28 protein-coding genes are annotated in these 16,626 nt (G+C 45.5%); 6 read left to right on the top strand and 22 right to left on the bottom strand.

All coding sequences use genetic code 11. From position 1 onward, the window contains the following. The first annotated feature begins 132 nt into the window (after nucleotides 1-132). From cpdB to RH45_RS00335, 4 genes are all read left to right on the top strand, one after another. A complete protein-coding gene (cpdB, locus tag RH45_RS00350; RefSeq protein WP_008072475.1) occupies nucleotides 133-2,094 on the top strand; it encodes a 2',3'-cyclic-nucleotide 2'-phosphodiesterase in 1,962 nt (653 codons plus the stop codon). Nucleotides 2,095-2,197: 103 nt separating this feature from the next. Beyond that, entirely contained in the window at nucleotides 2,198-2,761 is a 564-nt protein-coding gene (locus RH45_RS00345; RefSeq protein WP_008072474.1) for a Crp/Fnr family transcriptional regulator, read from the top strand. A gap of 71 nt (nucleotides 2,762-2,832) precedes the next feature. Beyond that, nucleotides 2,833-3,288, top strand: a complete 456-nt coding sequence (locus RH45_RS00340) for a GNAT family N-acetyltransferase (RefSeq protein ID WP_008072473.1) — start codon at nucleotides 2,833-2,835, stop codon at nucleotides 3,286-3,288. Beyond that, nucleotides 3,288-4,142, top strand: coding sequence for a DMT family transporter (locus RH45_RS00335; RefSeq protein WP_008072472.1), 855 nt, complete (start codon nucleotides 3,288-3,290; stop codon nucleotides 4,140-4,142). The genes RH45_RS00340 and RH45_RS00335 overlap by 1 nt, the downstream gene beginning before the upstream one ends. A gap of 8 nt (nucleotides 4,143-4,150) precedes the next feature. Here RH45_RS00335 and RH45_RS00330 read toward each other — a convergent pair whose 3' ends face one another. After that, nucleotides 4,151-4,714, bottom strand: coding sequence for a LysM-like peptidoglycan-binding domain-containing protein (locus RH45_RS00330; RefSeq protein WP_008072471.1), 564 nt, complete (start codon nucleotides 4,712-4,714; stop codon nucleotides 4,151-4,153). Between the two features lie 234 nt (nucleotides 4,715-4,948). Between RH45_RS00330 and RH45_RS00325 the strand changes: the two genes are divergently transcribed. Both RH45_RS00325 and RH45_RS00320 read left to right on the top strand, forming a co-directional pair. Next, nucleotides 4,949-5,569, top strand: a complete 621-nt coding sequence (locus RH45_RS00325; RefSeq protein WP_008072470.1) for an FKBP-type peptidyl-prolyl cis-trans isomerase — start codon at nucleotides 4,949-4,951, stop codon at nucleotides 5,567-5,569. 116 nt (nucleotides 5,570-5,685) lie between these two features. Next, entirely contained in the window at nucleotides 5,686-6,192 is a 507-nt protein-coding gene (locus RH45_RS00320) for a DUF2780 domain-containing protein (RefSeq protein ID WP_008072469.1), read from the top strand. A gap of 139 nt (nucleotides 6,193-6,331) precedes the next feature. On the opposite strand, the gene rplQ is transcribed toward RH45_RS00320, so the two are convergent. From rplQ to rpsC, 21 genes are all read right to left on the bottom strand, one after another. Continuing rightward, on the bottom strand, nucleotides 6,332-6,712 hold the full coding sequence (gene rplQ / locus RH45_RS00315; RefSeq protein WP_005383141.1) for a 50S ribosomal protein L17: 381 nt from the start codon (nucleotides 6,710-6,712) through the stop codon (nucleotides 6,332-6,334). 26 nt (nucleotides 6,713-6,738) lie between these two features. Continuing rightward, nucleotides 6,739-7,731, bottom strand: coding sequence for a DNA-directed RNA polymerase subunit alpha (locus RH45_RS00310; protein WP_004410407.1), 993 nt, complete (start codon nucleotides 7,729-7,731; stop codon nucleotides 6,739-6,741). A gap of 24 nt (nucleotides 7,732-7,755) precedes the next feature. Beyond that, nucleotides 7,756-8,376 (bottom strand): 30S ribosomal protein S4, encoded by a 621-nt coding sequence (gene rpsD / locus RH45_RS00305; RefSeq protein ID WP_005477001.1) that lies wholly within the window; start codon nucleotides 8,374-8,376, stop codon nucleotides 7,756-7,758. 27 nt (nucleotides 8,377-8,403) lie between these two features. Continuing rightward, nucleotides 8,404-8,793, bottom strand: coding sequence for a 30S ribosomal protein S11 (gene rpsK, locus RH45_RS00300; protein WP_001118870.1), 390 nt, complete (start codon nucleotides 8,791-8,793; stop codon nucleotides 8,404-8,406). A gap of 18 nt (nucleotides 8,794-8,811) precedes the next feature. After that, nucleotides 8,812-9,168, bottom strand: coding sequence for a 30S ribosomal protein S13 (rpsM, locus tag RH45_RS00295; RefSeq protein WP_005450559.1), 357 nt, complete (start codon nucleotides 9,166-9,168; stop codon nucleotides 8,812-8,814). Nucleotides 9,169-9,316: 148 nt separating this feature from the next. Continuing rightward, nucleotides 9,317-9,430 carry a 50S ribosomal protein L36 gene (gene rpmJ / locus RH45_RS00290; RefSeq protein WP_000868186.1) on the bottom strand — a complete coding sequence of 38 codons (114 nt, stop codon included), beginning with the start codon at nucleotides 9,428-9,430 and terminating at the stop codon, nucleotides 9,317-9,319. Nucleotides 9,431-9,468: 38 nt separating this feature from the next. Then, nucleotides 9,469-10,803 (bottom strand): preprotein translocase subunit SecY, encoded by a 1,335-nt coding sequence (gene secY / locus RH45_RS00285; RefSeq protein ID WP_008072356.1) that lies wholly within the window; start codon nucleotides 10,801-10,803, stop codon nucleotides 9,469-9,471. Between the two features lie 20 nt (nucleotides 10,804-10,823). Beyond that, nucleotides 10,824-11,258, bottom strand: coding sequence for a 50S ribosomal protein L15 (rplO, locus tag RH45_RS00280; protein WP_004410426.1), 435 nt, complete (start codon nucleotides 11,256-11,258; stop codon nucleotides 10,824-10,826). A 5-nt stretch (nucleotides 11,259-11,263) separates the two neighbouring features. After that, nucleotides 11,264-11,440, bottom strand: coding sequence for a 50S ribosomal protein L30 (gene rpmD, locus RH45_RS00275; RefSeq protein WP_004410429.1), 177 nt, complete (start codon nucleotides 11,438-11,440; stop codon nucleotides 11,264-11,266). A gap of 7 nt (nucleotides 11,441-11,447) precedes the next feature. After that, entirely contained in the window at nucleotides 11,448-11,951 is a 504-nt protein-coding gene (gene rpsE, locus RH45_RS00270) for a 30S ribosomal protein S5 (protein ID WP_004745894.1), read from the bottom strand. 14 nt (nucleotides 11,952-11,965) lie between these two features. Then, nucleotides 11,966-12,319: a 50S ribosomal protein L18 gene (gene rplR / locus RH45_RS00265; RefSeq protein ID WP_008072351.1), complete on the bottom strand. Its 354-nt coding sequence runs from the start codon at nucleotides 12,317-12,319 to the stop codon at nucleotides 11,966-11,968. Between the two features lie 9 nt (nucleotides 12,320-12,328). After that, nucleotides 12,329-12,862: a 50S ribosomal protein L6 gene (gene rplF, locus RH45_RS00260; protein ID WP_008072350.1), complete on the bottom strand. Its 534-nt coding sequence runs from the start codon at nucleotides 12,860-12,862 to the stop codon at nucleotides 12,329-12,331. Nucleotides 12,863-12,874: 12 nt separating this feature from the next. Next, nucleotides 12,875-13,267 carry a 30S ribosomal protein S8 gene (gene rpsH / locus RH45_RS00255; RefSeq protein ID WP_005476983.1) on the bottom strand — a complete coding sequence of 131 codons (393 nt, stop codon included), beginning with the start codon at nucleotides 13,265-13,267 and terminating at the stop codon, nucleotides 12,875-12,877. Between the two features lie 29 nt (nucleotides 13,268-13,296). Beyond that, the gene (gene rpsN / locus RH45_RS00250; RefSeq protein ID WP_005455658.1) at nucleotides 13,297-13,602 is read right to left on the bottom strand and encodes a 30S ribosomal protein S14; all 306 of its coding nucleotides are present in this window, start codon (nucleotides 13,600-13,602) and stop codon (nucleotides 13,297-13,299) included. Nucleotides 13,603-13,619: 17 nt separating this feature from the next. Beyond that, the gene (gene rplE, locus RH45_RS00245; protein WP_008072340.1) at nucleotides 13,620-14,159 is read right to left on the bottom strand and encodes a 50S ribosomal protein L5; all 540 of its coding nucleotides are present in this window, start codon (nucleotides 14,157-14,159) and stop codon (nucleotides 13,620-13,622) included. 24 nt (nucleotides 14,160-14,183) lie between these two features. Then, nucleotides 14,184-14,501, bottom strand: a complete 318-nt coding sequence (rplX, locus tag RH45_RS00240) for a 50S ribosomal protein L24 (protein ID WP_008072338.1) — start codon at nucleotides 14,499-14,501, stop codon at nucleotides 14,184-14,186. A gap of 12 nt (nucleotides 14,502-14,513) precedes the next feature. Next, a complete protein-coding gene (rplN, locus tag RH45_RS00235; RefSeq protein WP_004410450.1) occupies nucleotides 14,514-14,885 on the bottom strand; it encodes a 50S ribosomal protein L14 in 372 nt (123 codons plus the stop codon). A 166-nt stretch (nucleotides 14,886-15,051) separates the two neighbouring features. Further along, complete coding sequence (gene rpsQ, locus RH45_RS00230; protein ID WP_008072333.1) at nucleotides 15,052-15,306, bottom strand: 30S ribosomal protein S17; 255 nt, start codon at nucleotides 15,304-15,306, stop codon at nucleotides 15,052-15,054. Further along, nucleotides 15,306-15,497, bottom strand: a complete 192-nt coding sequence (gene rpmC / locus RH45_RS00225) for a 50S ribosomal protein L29 (protein WP_004410456.1) — start codon at nucleotides 15,495-15,497, stop codon at nucleotides 15,306-15,308. Before rpmC ends, rpsQ begins: the two co-directional genes overlap by 1 nt. After that, nucleotides 15,497-15,907, bottom strand: a complete 411-nt coding sequence (gene rplP, locus RH45_RS00220) for a 50S ribosomal protein L16 (protein ID WP_008072330.1) — start codon at nucleotides 15,905-15,907, stop codon at nucleotides 15,497-15,499. Before rplP ends, rpmC begins: the two co-directional genes overlap by 1 nt. 11 nt (nucleotides 15,908-15,918) lie before the next feature. Then, on the bottom strand, nucleotides 15,919-16,617 hold the full coding sequence (gene rpsC / locus RH45_RS00215; protein ID WP_004745879.1) for a 30S ribosomal protein S3: 699 nt from the start codon (nucleotides 16,615-16,617) through the stop codon (nucleotides 15,919-15,921). Between the last annotated feature and the right edge of the window lie 9 nt (nucleotides 16,618-16,626).

The raw sequence follows: 16,626 nt of genomic DNA, 5'->3' as shown, positions 1-16,626 counted from the left end.
TTTGGGATATTGTCAGCAGAACACCATAAAGTATCCGGTTCACATCACAGTTTGCTATGGAGTGAAATAATTGTTTCATTGCATTTTGTTACATTAAGCAACGTCCTAACAAATGCTATCGGAGCTTAAAAAATGAAAGTAGCAGTGAAACCCCTCTCTCTCGCTATCTTAGGCGGAATGCTGACAATGGCAGGTCCAGCAATGGCTGACACGATCAAACTACGCATCGTTGAAACCACAGATATCCATACTAACGTCATGGATTATGACTACTACAAAGACAAGCCAAGCCAGAAGATCGGTTTGACTCGTACTGCTACTTTAGTTAAACAAGCCCGCGCGGAAGTAGAAAACAGCGTTCTCGTTGATAATGGTGACCTTATCCAAGGTAGCCCTATGGGTGACTACATGGCATCGAAAGGCATCAAAGCCGGTGAAGTTCACCCTGTTTACAAGGCGATGAACCAACTAAACTACGATGTCGGTAACATTGGTAACCACGAGTTTAACTACGGTCTGGATTTCCTAGCAGAGACTATCAATGATGCTGACTTCCCATACGTCAGCGCGAACGTGTTTGATAAGAAAACGGGTGAGCATTACTTTAAGCCATACATTATTAAGTCTCACACATTCAAAGGCGTCGATGGCACTGAACATCAAATCAAAGTGGGTTACATTGGTTTCGTTCCACCACAAATCATGGTTTGGGATAAGAAGAACTTAGAAGGTAAAGTGTTCGCCAAAGACATCAAAGAAACCGCACAAGAGCTTGTTCCTCAGATGAAGAAAGAGGGAGCAGACGTTATCGTAGCGATTCCTCACTCAGGTGTTGCGGCGGACCCGTACAAACACGGTGCAGAAAACTCGACCTACTACCTATCTGAGGTAGAAGGTATTGATGCAATTGCATTCGGCCACTCTCACGCGGTATTCCCAGGTAAAGGTTTCGACAACATTCCTGGTGTCGACAATGAAAACGGCACAATTAATGGTGTTGCCGCGGTCATGCCAGGTCGCTGGGGTAGCCACGTTGGTGTTATTGACCTTGAACTAAAAGAGCAAGACGGTAAATGGACGGTTGTCAAAGGGCAAACTGAAGCTCGTCCTATCTATGACAAAAAAGCGAAGAAATCACTGGCTGAAGCCGATGCTGAAATGGTGAAAGTCCTAGAAGCCGATCACAAAGGTACTCGTGACTTCGTTAACCAACCAATTGGTAAAGCCAACGATGTGATGTATAGCTTCTTGGCCCTAGTTCAAGATGATCCAACCGTGCAAATCGTAAACCTAGCGCAAAAAGATTATGTTGAACGCTTCATTCAAGGCGACCCAGACCTTTCTGACATTCCAGTACTTTCTGCTGCGGCACCATTCAAAGCAGGCGGTCGTAAAAATGATCCAGCGAACTTCACTGAAGTAGAATCAGGCCAACTTACTTTCCGTAACGCAGCGGACCTTTACCTCTACCCTAATACCCTCGTCGCTATGAAGGTAACAGGCAAAGAAGTGAAGGAATGGCTAGAGTGTACTGCTGGTCAGTTCAAACAAATTGATGTAAATAGCACTGCCCCACAAAGCTTAATTGATTGGGATGGCTTCCGTACCTATAACTTCGATGTTATCGACGGACTAAACTACCAAATCGACGTAACAGCACCGGCTAAATACGATGGTGACTGTAAAGTGGTCAATGAAGGTGCTGAACGTATTGTTAATTTGACTTACCAAGGTAAGCCGATTGATATGAAGCAGGACTTCATCATCGCAACTAACAACTACCGCGCATACAGCAACAAGTTCCCAGGCACTGGTTCTGAGTTTGTTGCATTCGACTCTCCAGATGAGAACCGTTCTGTTATCGCTTCTTACATCACTCGTGTAAGTAATGAGAAAGGCGAATTCACACCAAGTGCAGACAACAACTGGACATTTGCACCAATCAAGTCAGATAAGAAGTTAGACATCCGCTTTGAAACTTCACCAAGCGATAAAGCTGCGAAGTTCATCGAAGAGAAAGGTCAGTACCCAATGAAACGCGTTGGCACTGATGATGTTGGTTTTGCGGTTTACCAAATCGACCTACAAAAATAGTTAAAACCACACACCTCTAAGCCGCAATACTCATTGCGGCTTTTTTGTCTCGCAAAATCCGTTACACTCTCGGTATCAAGAACCAAAATAATAGTCCGTTGTTATGTTGGAAGCATTCAAACTACAACTTGTAAATCACGGCTTTGAACCTCAAGAAATTGAGCAAGTGTGCCAGTCCGCTCAACTTATCGAACTGCCTACGCGACACATCTTGCTTCATCAAGGAGAAGTCGCACAAGAGATCCATTTTCTTCTCGAAGGTATCTGCCATTCGGCTTATTTGACAGATAAAGGGAAAGAGTTCAGTAAAGAGTTCTATTGGGAGAATGATTGGATCATCGGGTTTGAAAGCCTTATCAAACAACAGGCATCGCCTTACTTGCTTGAATCGCTGACCTCATGTTGCTTAGTTTCTCTTCCAATTGCGACGTTGAGAAAGTGGCGTGAAGAAAAACACAGCGTCTACCTCAAGTTAATCGAAACCCAGTTGATGCATAAGGAAAATAAAGAACGCTTTATGCTGCTTTACTCTCCAGAAGAACGTTATGAAATATTCTGCACCAACTTCCCTGATTTGCTACAACGACTTAACGACTACCAGATAGCTGCATACTTAGGCATTACTCCTATAAGCCTAAGTCGCATCAAAAAAAGAGCAACCCGTTAACCTTTGTTAATGCGTCAGTGACTAGCACTTGTTAGGGTAGAGCTAACTTACATAACTCGCTGAGCGCATTAATGATTAACTGGCAACTCCACCCTTTTCATGAACTGACAACAATCCAACTGTATCAGATGCTCAAGCTTAGAGTGGATGTCTTTGTTGTCGAACAAACTTGCCCATATCCCGAGCTAGACGATAAAGACCACCAACCTGGTGTTCATCACCTACTTGGCTATCGTGAGGGTCAGTTGATTGCTTGTGCTCGCTTGATCCCGCAGGGCTTAAGTTACCCTTCGGTAAGTATTGGCAGAGTTGCTACAGCATTCGATAGCCGAGGCAACGGATTGGGACACAAACTGTTGGATAAAGCGATTCAAGAATGCCAACAATTATGGCCAGGAATCGATATAGAGATTGGCGCACAAGAGCATCTAGCCAGTTTTTATAGTCAACATGGGTTTAAACAAACCTCGGAGATGTACTTAGAGGACGATATACCACATATTGATATGAAGTTGAGCAAAGCGTAATGCCCGCGCAGCATCTCGCCATTATTCTGCTTGTTATTGGCAACTTAGCAGCCTCGCTATCTGATGTTGCCGTTAAATTGCTTGATGGCCAGGTGCCAACGTTTCAGTATGTATTTCTCCGACAGTTACTGTCGCTACTGATTGTTTTCCCTTTATGGTGGCGACAACCTTATGAGAAAAGACAGCTCCAAAAAGTCACCGTAAACCTACTGCGTGCCCATCTCATACTAATTGGCAGTGGCTGCATGATCATCGCCATCACTCATTTACCTCTGGCCACCGCCAATGCCGTGTTCTACGCCGCTCCGCTTATTATGCTGCCACTTTCCGCTTGGTTGCTTAGAGAGCCTCCTTCCATAACCAAGAGCCTCGCCACTTTATTGGGATTCACAGGGGTACTCGTAGTACTTCGTCCATCCGAGTTTCACTCAGCTGCGTGGTTTGCTCTTGGCACGGCAATTACCATTGCTTTATTTAATGTTTCAGCTCGGCGCCTTCCTCCTGAACAAGGTGTCGTCAGTACATTATTCTGGACGTCAGCACTTTCACTGCCCTTGTCAGCAATACTAGCGCTGTACTACTGGCGACCAATATCTGCACACGAGATCATATTAATCCTCTCGAGTGCATTACTGATACTTGGCTACAATGGCTTGGCCGTTATGGCATACCGCAAAGCGCCTGCTAGCAATATTGCGGTAGCGGAAAACTCTGGATTATTTTTTGTGACGCTTTTTGGCGTGTTATGGTTTGCGGAGGTACCTGATTGGCTCACCGCGGTAGGAATCATTTTGATCGTAGTACCACTTATACCTTGGCGATTATTCAAAAAGCAACAAGTGGGCTTCCAGTAAAATTTTAACTATTTGCTACGACCAAAACCTCCATCTGACAGCCTGAAAAACATCACGGACTGGCCACTTTTCTCAAGTTGTAAGATGTCTAACTGACCTTCGTCAGTCAATTTAAAGCGCACAAGTTGTCCTTGCTTAATATAGCTAAGCGGTTTGTCCGAGCCTTCTACTTTCACCAGAGCGTTTAAGTCAGACATCGCTAAATTATTGCGACGAAATACTTGAGCTAAGGTGTCACCACTTTTAACGGTGTACTCTTTCCAATCTTTGGATACCAGTGTCTTTTGGCGAGCATTTTGTTGCTCACTCAATCCAGTCGTATTGATATCAACTTCAACACGTTGTGGGGACTCTGCGGGGGCTTGATGGGTTGATTCAGGAAAAGGGATCACGACCAAAATCAGTACCACGGGAGCAAGAACCATAAGCGCACGTTGATGTAACTTAGGTAACGTTTGCCAAGATGAGCTCAGTTTGCTTTTGACCCCACGCCAATCAAATGAAGACAACTTGCCTTTCATCAACTCGATATAATTCACAGAGGCTTGTTGCTTTTTCTTTCTGCGATTCATCGCATTACTTCTCCAAACTGGTTTCAATCCAAGTATAAAAACCAAGCGGACATGAGTATAGGAAATTTCACCGCTCTCGGTTATCAATTGGTAAAAATTTGCAGTCCCGTGACCGAAAGTCGATCTAAATCTCACATTACCGCTCGGATAGCACTATCTCAGAGCGAGCATTTCATCCCGTTGCTATTGCTGGTATCCTAAACGCCTTTAACACACCATATAAAGAGAGACACTATGTCTGAAGTAAAATTTGAGACTGTAGAGCAAAAAGCGAGCTACGGCATTGGTCTACAAATGGGTCAGCAACTAGCAGGTTCTGGTCTTGAAGGTCTTAACGTTGACGCTATTTCAGCGGGTATCGCGACTGCACTAGTTGGTGATATGCCAGCTATCGAAATCGACGAAATCAACAATGCTCTACAAGAGCTACACACTCGTGCTCAAGCAGCTCAAGCTGAAGCAGCAAAAGCAGCTGCAGCAGACGGTGAAGCTTTCCTAAAAGACAACGCTCTACGTCCAGAAGTGACTGTTCTTGAGTCTGGCCTACAGTACGAAATCATCACTGAAGGTACTGGCGACATCCCAACTGCTGACAAACAAGTACGAGTTCACTACCATGGCGAGCTAACAGACGGCACTGTATTTGACAGCTCTGTATCACGCGGCCAGCCTGCTGAATTCCCAGTGACAGGTGTGATCAAAGGTTGGGTTGAAGCTCTTCAACTAATGCCTGTTGGCTCTAAGTGGAAACTATACATTCCTCAAGACCTAGCATACGGCGAGCGCGGTGCAGGTGCTGCGATTCCTCCTTTTGCTGCACTAGTATTCGAAGTTGAACTTCTAGACATTCTTTAATTTTAAGAATCAGTCAATCTATTCATGGCGGCCATTGTGCCGCCATTTTTTATATATAATACTGTATGGGAACCGAAGAGCATTCAAGTCGGTAATGAATTAGTAAAGGAAACAACATGAATAAAAAAGTCGTACTAGCCACACTAGTCAGCGTCGCACTTATGGGTTGCCAAACAACAGCCAAAGACTCCTCTCAAGCTAGCTCAACTACCAACAGCAATGGCTACAGCGAGTTGGCAAATGCAGCTCTAATGGGGGCCGTTAACAATTGGTCCAGTGACAATAACGCAAACAGCGGCCTAGTTTCAACTCTTCAAAGTACTGCTAACGTATCTTCTGAACAAGCTTTAGGCGGTATGGGTGCCATGTTAGCTTTAGCACAAAACTCTCTAGGTAGCAGTGAAACATCTGAGTTAGCTGGGTTGATTCCGGGCTTTGACTCACTGCAGTCTTCAGGGCTCACTGCAATGATTGCGAACAACGATATGGTGAAGAGTGCTTTTAGTGCTTTGGGATTAGATCCATCACTTATTTCAACCTTTGCACCAATCATAATTCAATCGCTGCAAAGCCAAGGTGCAAGTAGCGGCCTACTAGAAAGTCTTGGTGCTATTTGGAAATAAAATACGGATAAATAACAGAGGGCTGGTGTGAGAGCATCAGCCTTTTTTGGTCTTTGGGTATTGAGTCAACAGGTGACTACTTTCCTCAAACGCAAAAAAGCCGAGCTAATGCTCGGCTTTTTCGTTCTTACGAACCTGATTACTCAGCAGCTTCTTCAGCAGCTGGGCGATCTACAAGCTCAATGTAAGCCATTGGAGCTTTATCACCAGCACGGAAGCCAGCTTTTAGGATACGAGTGTAACCGCCCTGACGAGCAGCAAAACGTGGACCTAGTTCGTTAAATAGTTTTGCAACTACTTCGTTGTCACGAGTACGTGCAAACGCTAGACGACGGTTAGCAACACTGTCAGTCTTAGCTAGTGTAATCAAAGGCTCAACTACGCGACGTAGCTCTTTTGCTTTTGGCAAAGTAGTCTTGATAACTTCATGACGTACTAGAGAGCTAGCCATATTGCTGAACATCGCTTTACGATGTGAGCTGTTGCGGTTGAGTTGACGACCACTCTTACGATGGCGCATGACCTAATCCTTCTAACTATTATCGATTAATCTTCAGCGATAGACGCTGGTGGCCAGTTTTCTAGGCGCATGCCAAGAGAAAGACCACGTGATGCAAGTACGTCTTTAATCTCTGTAAGAGATTTTTTACCCAGGTTAGGCGTTTTAAGTAGCTCAACCTCAGTACGCTGTACAAGATCACCGATGTAGTGAATCGCTTCTGCTTTCAGACAGTTAGCAGAGCGAACTGTTAGTTCAAGATCGTCTACAGGACGCAGTAGGATCGGATCGAATTCTGGCTTCTCTTCCTTCTCCTCAGGTACACGTACATCACGTAGATCTACGAACGCATCCAGTTGCTCAGCTAGGATAGTAGCTGCGCGACGGATTGCTTCCTCAGGGTCAAGAGTACCGTTCGTTTCCATGTCGATAACAAGCTTGTCTAAGTCTGTACGCTGCTCTACACGAGCTGCTTCAACAGAATAAGCAATCTTGTCTACTGGGCTGTACGTAGCGTCAACCAGTAGGCGACCAATTGGACGCTCATCTTCTTCAGTATGGATACGAGCCGAAGCTGGAACGTAACCACGACCACGTTCAACTTTGATACGCATTGCGATCTCAGCATTGTCATCCGTTAGGTGACAAATAACGTGTTCTGGGTTAGCGATCTCTACATCACCATCATGGGTGATGTCACCTGCAACCACAGGGCCCGAGCCTGATTTGTTCAAAGTAATGAATACTTCATCTTTGCCTTCGGCAACACGTACAGCTAGACCTTTAAGGTTAAGTAGGATTTCAAGAATGTCTTCTTGAACACCTTCTTTAGTGCTGTACTCATGAAGTACGCCTTCGATTTCTACTTCTGTTACAGCACAACCTGGCATAGAAGATAGAAGAATACGGCGAAGTGCATTACCAAGAGTATGGCCAAAACCACGCTCTAATGGCTCAAGAGTTACTTTTGCGTGTGTCGTGCTAACTTGTTCGATGTCAACAAGACGTGGCTTAAGAAATTCTGTTACAGAACCCTGCATTGTGTCCTCTCTTTAATTTAAACCTTACTTAGAGTAAAGCTCGACGATCAGTTGTTCGTTGATGTCAGCAGACAGATCTGAACGCTCAGGCAGACGCTTGAACGTACCTTCCATCTTACCACCATCTACTTCAATCCAAGTTGGTTTTTCGCGTTGTTCAGCAACTTCTAGAGCCGCTTTAATACGAGATTGCTTTTGAGCTTTCTCGCGGATAGCAACAACGTCGTTAGCCGCAACTTTGAAAGAAGGAACGTTTACAACTTTACCGTTAACTAGGATAGCTTTGTGGCTAACTAGCTGACGTGCTTCTGCGCGAGTTGCACCAAAGCCCATGCGGTAAACTACGTTATCAAGACGACCTTCAAGAAGCTGAAGTAGGTTTTCACCAGTGTTGCCTTTAAGGCGAGCTGCTTCTTTGTAGTAGTTACGGAATTGTTTTTCTAGAACGCCGTACATACGACGTACTTTTTGCTTCTCACGAAGCTGAACGCCATACTCAGATAGACGACCGCGACGAGCGCCGTGTACACCTGGTGCGTTATCAATTTTACACTTGGTATCGATCGCGCGTACACCAGACTTAAGGAATAAGTCAGTACCTTCGCGACGGCTAAGCTTCAGCTTAGGACCCAAATATCTTGCCATGATCTTTCTCCAGTAATCTAAAAAACGTTATACGCGACGTTTCTTAGGTGGACGACAACCGTTATGAGGGATTGGTGTAGCATCAACAATGTTTGTGATGCGGAAACCAGCAGCGTTCAGTGCGCGAACAGTAGATTCACGACCTGGACCAGGACCCTTAACCATAACTTCCAAGTTCTTTAGGCCGTATTCTTTAGCCATTTCAGCACAACGCTCAGCAGCAACCTGTGCAGCGAACGGAGTAGACTTACGAGAACCGCGGAAACCTGAACCACCTGCAGTAGCCCAAGCTAGAGCGTTACCTTGACGGTCAGTAATGGTTACGATTGTGTTATTGAAAGATGCATGGATGTGCGCAACGCCATCTGCAACTTGCTTGCGTACGCGCTTACGAGCGCGAGTTGGTTGTTTAGCCATTGTACTCTACCTTCCCGATTATTTCTTGATCGGCTTACGCGGACCCTTACGGGTGCGAGCATTGGTTTTAGTACGCTGTCCACGTAGTGGTAGACTGCGACGATGACGAAGACCACGGTAACAGCCAAGGTCCATAAGACGCTTGATGTTCATAGATACTTCACGACGTAGATCACCTTCTACAGTGTACTTAGCTACACCATCACGCAGTTGATCGATCTGCTCTTCAGTTAGTTCACTGATCTTAACATCTTCAGCAATACCCACTTCAGCTAGGATAGCTTGAGAGCGAGTTTTACCGATACCGTAGATCGCTGTTAAAGCGATTACAGCATGTTTTTGATCAGGAATGTTAATGCCTGCTATACGGGCCATTATTCACTCCTAGTGTTTCTATAAAAGAATTAGCCGCAGCAAAGCCCGTTATGGATACGCTGCGGAATACTACTTCTTTTGCACGCAAAAGGTAGGCCGAGGAATATACTCGACACTACCTTATATTTCAAGTAAAAATTTCTGCTGATTAGCCTTGGCGCTGCTTGTGCTTTGGCTCACTGCAAATCACGCGAACGACACCGTTACGCTTGATAACTTTACAGTTACGGCAGATTTTTTTAACGGAAGCACGAACTTTCATTGCTAAACTCCGTAATTGGAACTGAAGTTACCGCCGGATTAACGGCCGTAACCTTTCAGATTCGCTTTCTTCAACACAGAATCATACTGTTGGGACATCATATGAGTCTGTACCTGTGCCATAAAGTCCATGATTACAACGACTACGATAAGTAGTGATGTACCGCCGAAGTAGAAACGTACGTTCCACGCGACCATCATAAACTCTGGAATCAGACAGATAAAGGTAATGTACAGTGCACCAGCAAGGGTTAGACGTGTCATTACTTTATCAATGTACTTAGCTGTCTGCTCACCTGGGCGGATACCGGGTACGAATGCACCAGACTTCTTCAGATTATCTGCTGTTTCACGCGGGTTGAATACCAACGCCGTGTAGAAGAAACAGAAGAAAATAATCGCTGCTGCATAAAGCATTACATATAGAGGTTGACCTGGGCTAAGAGCCAAAGACACGTCAGTTAACCAACCGAACGCGCTGCTCTCACCATTTTGACCAAACCACTGAGCCAATGTTCCTGGGAACAGGATAATGCTTGATGCGAAAATTGCCGGAATAACACCTGCCATATTAATTTTAAGTGGCAAGTGAGTGCTTTGCGCAGCAAATACTTTGCGACCTTGTTGACGCTTCGCGTAGTTTACGACGATACGACGTTGACCACGTTCCATGAAAACAACAAAGTAAATAACTGCGAATGCTAATACAGCAATTAACAGCAGAAGAAGTACATGCAATTCACCTTGACGCGCTTGCTCGATTGTTTGACCGATTGCAGAAGGCAATCCAGCAACAATACCTGCAAAGATCAGTAATGAGATACCATTACCGATTCCACGCTCTGTAATTTGTTCACCTAACCACATTAGGAACATGGTGCCGGTTACTAAACTTACGGTAGCAATAAGCGTAAACATGGTTTGGTTGATAACAACCAGATTGTCGACCATGTTTGGTAAGCCTGTTGCAATACCAATAGCTTGGAATGTTGCAAGTACAAGCGTGCCGTAGCGTGTATATTGGCTGATCTTACGACGGCCTGCTTCACCCTCTTTTTTGAGTTCAGCTAACGCTGGATGAACTACAGTTAGCAGTTGGACAACAATCGAAGCCGAAATATACGGCATGATGCCCAACGCTAATATAGATGCACGCTCAAGAGCACCACCGGAGAACATGTTAAACATTTCTACGATGGTACCTTTTTGCTGTTCGAACAAATCGGCAAGTACAGCAGCGTCAATACCAGGAATCGGCACAAAAGAGCCGGCTCGGAATACTAAAAGTGCACCAATTACGAATAACAAGCGCGACTTTAGTTCACTTAAGCCGCTCTGAGCACTACGAAAATCTTGTCCTGGTTTCTTAGCCATCTGTACCTCGTTCCTCGAGATTATTCCTCGATTTTACCGCCTGCAGCTTCGATTGCAGCTTTAGCGCCTTTAGTCACACGTAGACCTTTTACAGTCACTGCTTTGTTGATTTCACCAGATAGAACAACTTTTACGAATTCGATGTTCTTAGTGATAACGTTAGCAGCTTTAAGGCTGTTTAGATCTACTACGTCACCAGTTACTTTCGCTAGCTCAGCTAGACGAACTTCAGCAGACACTAGGCTCTTACGAGAAGTGAAGCCGAATTTTGGTAGACGTTGTTTTAGAGGCATCTGACCGCCTTCAAAACCTGGACGAACTGAACCGCCAGAACGTGACTTTTGACCTTTGTGACCACGGCCACCAGTCTTACCTAGGCCAGAACCGATACCACGACCTACACGCTTAGCAGTAGTCTTAGCACCAGCAGCTGGAGATAGAGTATTCAAACGCATTCTGATTACTCCTCAACTTTAACCATGTAGTAAACCTTGTTGATCATACCGCGAACGCACGGAGTATCTTCAAGTTCTACTGTGTGGTTGATTTTACGAAGGCCTAGACCTTTAAGACACGCTTTGTGCTTAGGTAGACGACCAATTGAGCTTTTAGTTTGAGTTACTTTAATAGTTGCCATGGTGTTCTTACTCCGAAATAGATTCAACAGTTAGACCACGTTTAGCAGCAACCATTTCTGGCGACTTCATGCTACCTAGTGCATCGATCGTTGCACGAACGATGTTGATAGGGTTCGTAGAACCGTATGCTTTAGATAGTACGTTGTGTACGCCAGCAACTTCTAGTACTGCACGCATCGCACCACCTGCGATTACACCAGTACCTTCTGCAGCAGGCTGCATGTAAACTTTAGAGCCCGAGTGGCGACCTTTCACTGGGTGGTGAAGAGTGCCTTCGTTAAGCGCGATCGTAGTCATGTTACGACGTGCTTTTTCCATTGCTTTTTGAATCGCTGCAGGTACTTCACGAGCTTTGCCGTAACCGAAACCTACGCGACCGTTACCGTCACCAACTACTGTTAGTGCAGTGAAGCTCATGATTCGACCACCTTTAACCGTCTTAGATACACGGTTAACTGCGATTAGCTTTTCTTGCAAATCATTCGCTTGAACTTGTTGTTCTTTAGCCATCTTCCAACCCTACCTTAGAATTTCAGACCAGCTTCGCGAGCAGATTCTGCTAGCGCCGCTACTCGACCGTGGTATTGGAAACCAGAACGATCAAATGCAACTGAAGCTACGCCTTTTTCAAGAGCGCGCTCAGCAACAGCTTTACCTACTGCTTTAGCTGCATCGATGTTACCAGTGTTCTTAACTTGCTCACGGATCGCTTTTTCTACAGTAGAAGCTGCTGCGATAACCTCAGAGCCGTTAGCTGCAATAACCTGAGCGTACACGTGACGAGGAGTACGGTGTACTACTAGGCGAGTTGCACCCAGTTCTGCAATCTTACGACGTGCACGTGTAGCACGACGGATGCGAGATGCTTTCTTATCCATAGTGTTACCTTACTTCTTCTTAGCTTCTTTAGTACGCACATTTTCATCTGCGTAACGAACACCTTTACCTTTGTAAGGCTCAGGCTCACGGTAAGAACGAATGTCAGCCGCAACCTGACCAACAAGTTGTTTGTCACAACCAGTGATCACGATTTCAGTTTGGCTAGGACACTCAGCTTTAATACCCTCTGGCAACTCGTGCTCAACAGGGTGAGAGAAGCCTAGTGTTAGAGCTACAGCTTTGCCTTTGATAGCAGCACGGTAACCAACACCTTTAAGAGTTAGCTTCTTAGTAAAGCCTTCAGTAACACCAAGAACCATGTTGTTAACTAGAGCGCGAGCTGTACCAGCTTGTGCCCATGCGTTTACAACACCTTCTTTAGGACCGAAAGTAAGATTGTTTTCTTCCTGAGCTACAACTACCGCAGCGTTAAGAACGCGAGATAGTTCGCCTTTAGCACCTTTTACAGTGATTTCTTGGCCGTTTAGTTTCACCTCTACGCCAGCTGGAATAGCGACAGGTGCTTTAGCAACACGAGACATTTTCTACTCCTATTACGCTACGTAAGCGATGATTTCACCACCAAGACCTGCTTTACGTGCAGCACGGTCTGACATAAGACCCTTGGAAGTTGAAACGATAGCAACACCAAGACCACCCATTACAGAAGGAAGTTCATCTTTCTTCTTGTAAACACGTAGACCTGGACGAGAAACACGTTTAAGTTGCTCGATTACTGGTTTAGCTTGGAAGTACTTAAGAGTAACTTCTAGCTCAGGTTTTGCTTCGCCTTCAACAGCGAAGTCAACGATGTAACCTTCAGCTTTTAGTAGTGCAGCGATTGCAACTTTAAGCTTTGAAGAAGGCATTTTTACAGCAACTTTGTTTGCTGCCTGACCGTTACGAACGCGGGTCAGCATATCCGAAATCGGATCTTGCATGCTCATATGATTTACTCCAAATGATTAAGTGGCAATTACCAGCTAGCCTTACGAAGTCCAGGAATCTCGCCTTTCATGCAAGCTTCACGAACTTTGATACGGCTTAGACCGAACTTACGTAGGTAACCGTGTGGACGACCAGTTTGGTTACAACGGTTGCGCTGACGTGATGCACTTGAATCACGTGGAAGAGATTGCAGAGTAAGAACTGCGTTCCAACGATCTTCTTCAGATGCGTTTACATCGCTGATGATAGCTTTTAGCGCTGCACGCTTTTCAGCGAACTTAGCTACTAGCTTCGCACGCTTTGCTTCGCGCGCTTTCATAGATTGTTTAGCCATAACAGTAACCCTTCACCTTACTTACGGAATGGGAAGTTAAAGGCAGCCAGCAGAGCACGGCCTTCCTCATCAGTACCAGCAGACGTCGTAATAGTGATGTCTAGACCGCGTACTCGATCAACTTTATCAAAGTCGATTTCCGGGAAGATGATTTGCTCGCGAACGCCCATGCTGTAGTTACCGCGTCCGTCAAAAGACTTAGCGCTAACACCACGGAAGTCACGTACACGTGGAAGAGCGATGTTAATTAAACGCTCAAGAAAATCCCACATACGTTCGCCACGCAAGGTTACTTTACAACCGATAGGGTAGCCTTCGCGGATTTTGAAACCTGCAACAGATTTACGCGCTTTAGTGATAAGTGGCTTTTGACCAGAGATCGTTGCCATATCAGCTGCTGCGTTTTCTAGCAGTTTCTTGTCGTTGATTGCTTCACCAACACCCATGTTTAGGGTGATTTTCTCGATTCTAGGGACTTGCATGACGCTTGTGTAGCTGAACTCTTTGGTCAGTTCAGCGACTACAGACGACTTGTAGTAATCATGCAGTTTCGCCATAGTAGAACTCCAAATTACTTTCTATTAGTTAGAAACAGTTTCGCCGTTAGACTTGAAGAAACGAACTTTCTTGCCATCTTCGAAACGGAAACCGATACGGTCAGCTTTACCAGTTGCTGCGTTGAAAACTGCCACGTTAGAAACGTCAATAGCTGCTTCCTGCTCAACGATACCGCCTTGGATACCTAGAGCTGGAACAGGTTTTTGGTGTTTCTTAACTAGGTTGATACCTTCAACGATAACTTTACCAGTTGCTAGAACCTTAGTTACTTTACCTTTCTTGCCTTTATCTTTACCAGCAAGAACGATTACTTCGTCATTACGACGGATTTTAGCTGCCATCTTACGTGCTCCTTACAGAACTTCTGGAGCCAGTGAAACGATCTTCATGAACTTATCGCCACGAAGTTCGCGAGTCACAGGACCAAAGATACGTGTACCGATTGGTTGCTCAGTATTGTCGTTCAACAATACGCAAGCATTACGGTCGAAGCGAATGACAGAACCGTCTGGACGACGTACGCCTTTACGGGTGCGAACTACCACCGCCTTCAGAACGTCACCTTTCTTAACTTTACCGCGAGGAATTGCTTCCTTAACAGTAACTTTGATGACGTCACCGATATGTGCATAACGGCGGTGAGAGCCACCCAGAACCTTAATACACATTACGCTGCGAGCGCCTGAGTTATCAGCTGCGTCCAGCATACTTTGCATTTGGATCATGTTAGTGCTCCGCTAAATATATAAAAAAACTAGACCCTCACGGGTCGGGCTGCCTCTTTAAAAGGGACGCGAATTGTACCACCCTTTTTTAGAGTTGGGTAGTCAAAAAATAAACGGCCCCAAAAATATTTTTGGAGCCGTTTAATTTCATAGAATTAGCTAGGGATTAACCTTTCGCTTTTTCTAGGACTTTAACCAAAGTCCAAGACTTAGTCTTAGACATTGGACGACACTCTGCGATTTCAACGCTGTCGCCTAGGCCACATTCGTTGTTCTCGTCATGTGCGTGTACTTTAGTCGTGCGCTTTACGTATTTACCGTAAATTGGGTGCTTAACCATGCGCTCGATAGCAACTACGATAGACTTGTCCATCTTGTCGCTAACAACACGACCTTGTTGAGTACGTTTTACTTCGCTCATTATGCGCCTGCCTTCTCAGTCAAAACAGTTTTCACACGTGCGATATCACGGCGTACAGCTTTCAGAGTATGAGTCTGCTGTAGCTGACCAGTTGCAGCTTGCATGCGCAAGTTGAACTGTTCGCGTAGCAAATTCAATAGCTCAGCGTTAAGCTCTTCAACGCTTTTCTCGCGTAGATCTTGTGCTTTCATCACATCACCTGCTTAGTTACAAATGTAGTCTTGAATGGCAGTTTACGAGCCGCTAGGCGGAACGCTTCACGTGCCAATTCTTCAGGTACACCACCCATTTCGTACATAACCTTACCAGGTTGGATTTGGGCTACCCAGTACTCAACGTTACCTTTACCCTTACCTTGACGAACTTCTAGTGGTTTTTCTGTGATAGGTTTGTCTGGGAACACACGGATCCAGATTTTACCTTGACGCTTAACGTGACGTGTCATTGCACGACGTGCCGCTTCGATCTGACGAGCAGTTAGACGACCACGGCCAGTTGCTTTAAGACCGAATTCGCCGAAGCTTACTTCAGTACCTTTAGCTAGACCACGGTTACGACCAGTCTGAACCTTACGGAACTTAGTACGTTTAGGTTGTAGCATCGTTCGACTCCTTACTTACGGCCTTTGCGCTGCTTCTTAGGCTTGTCGCCTTTAGGCTCTACAGCGTTAGCTGCTGGCATACCGCCTAGAATCTCACCTTTGAAGATCCAAACTTTAATGCCGATCACACCGTATTGAGTGTGAGCCGAAGAAGTTGCGTAATCAATGTCAGCACGTAGAGTGTGTAGAGGCACACGACCTTCACGGTACCACTCTGAACGTGCAATTTCAGCGCCGCCTAGACGACCGCTTACTTCTACTTTGATGCCTTTAGCGCCTAGACGCATAGCGTTTTGTACCGCGCGCTTCATAGCACGACGGAACATAACACGACGCTCTAGCTGAGACGCGATGCTATCACCTACAAGCTGTGCATCTAGCTCAGGCTTGCGTACTTCAGCGATGTTGATTTGCGCTGGTACACCTGCAATCTTAGCTACAGCTGTGCGTAGTTTCTCTACGTCTTCACCTTTCTTACCGATTACAACGCCTGGACGAGCAGTGTGAATAGTCACACGGATGCTCTTAGCAGGACGCTCGATAACGATGCGTGAAAGTGATGCTTTTTTCAGTTCACTTGTAAGGAACTGACGTACCTTGAAGTCGCCGTCTAGGTTGTCAGCGAAATCTTTGGTGTTAGCAAACCATGTAGCATTCCAAGGCTTAACGATGCCTAGACGAATACCATTAGGATGTACTTTTTGACCCATTGCTTACTC

Origin of the sequence: Vibrio sinaloensis DSM 21326 (assembly GCF_000189275.1) — a bacterium.
Taxonomy (GTDB): domain Bacteria; phylum Pseudomonadota; class Gammaproteobacteria; order Enterobacterales; family Vibrionaceae; genus Vibrio; species Vibrio sinaloensis.
This window is presented reverse-complemented; position numbering and strand designations above follow the sequence as displayed.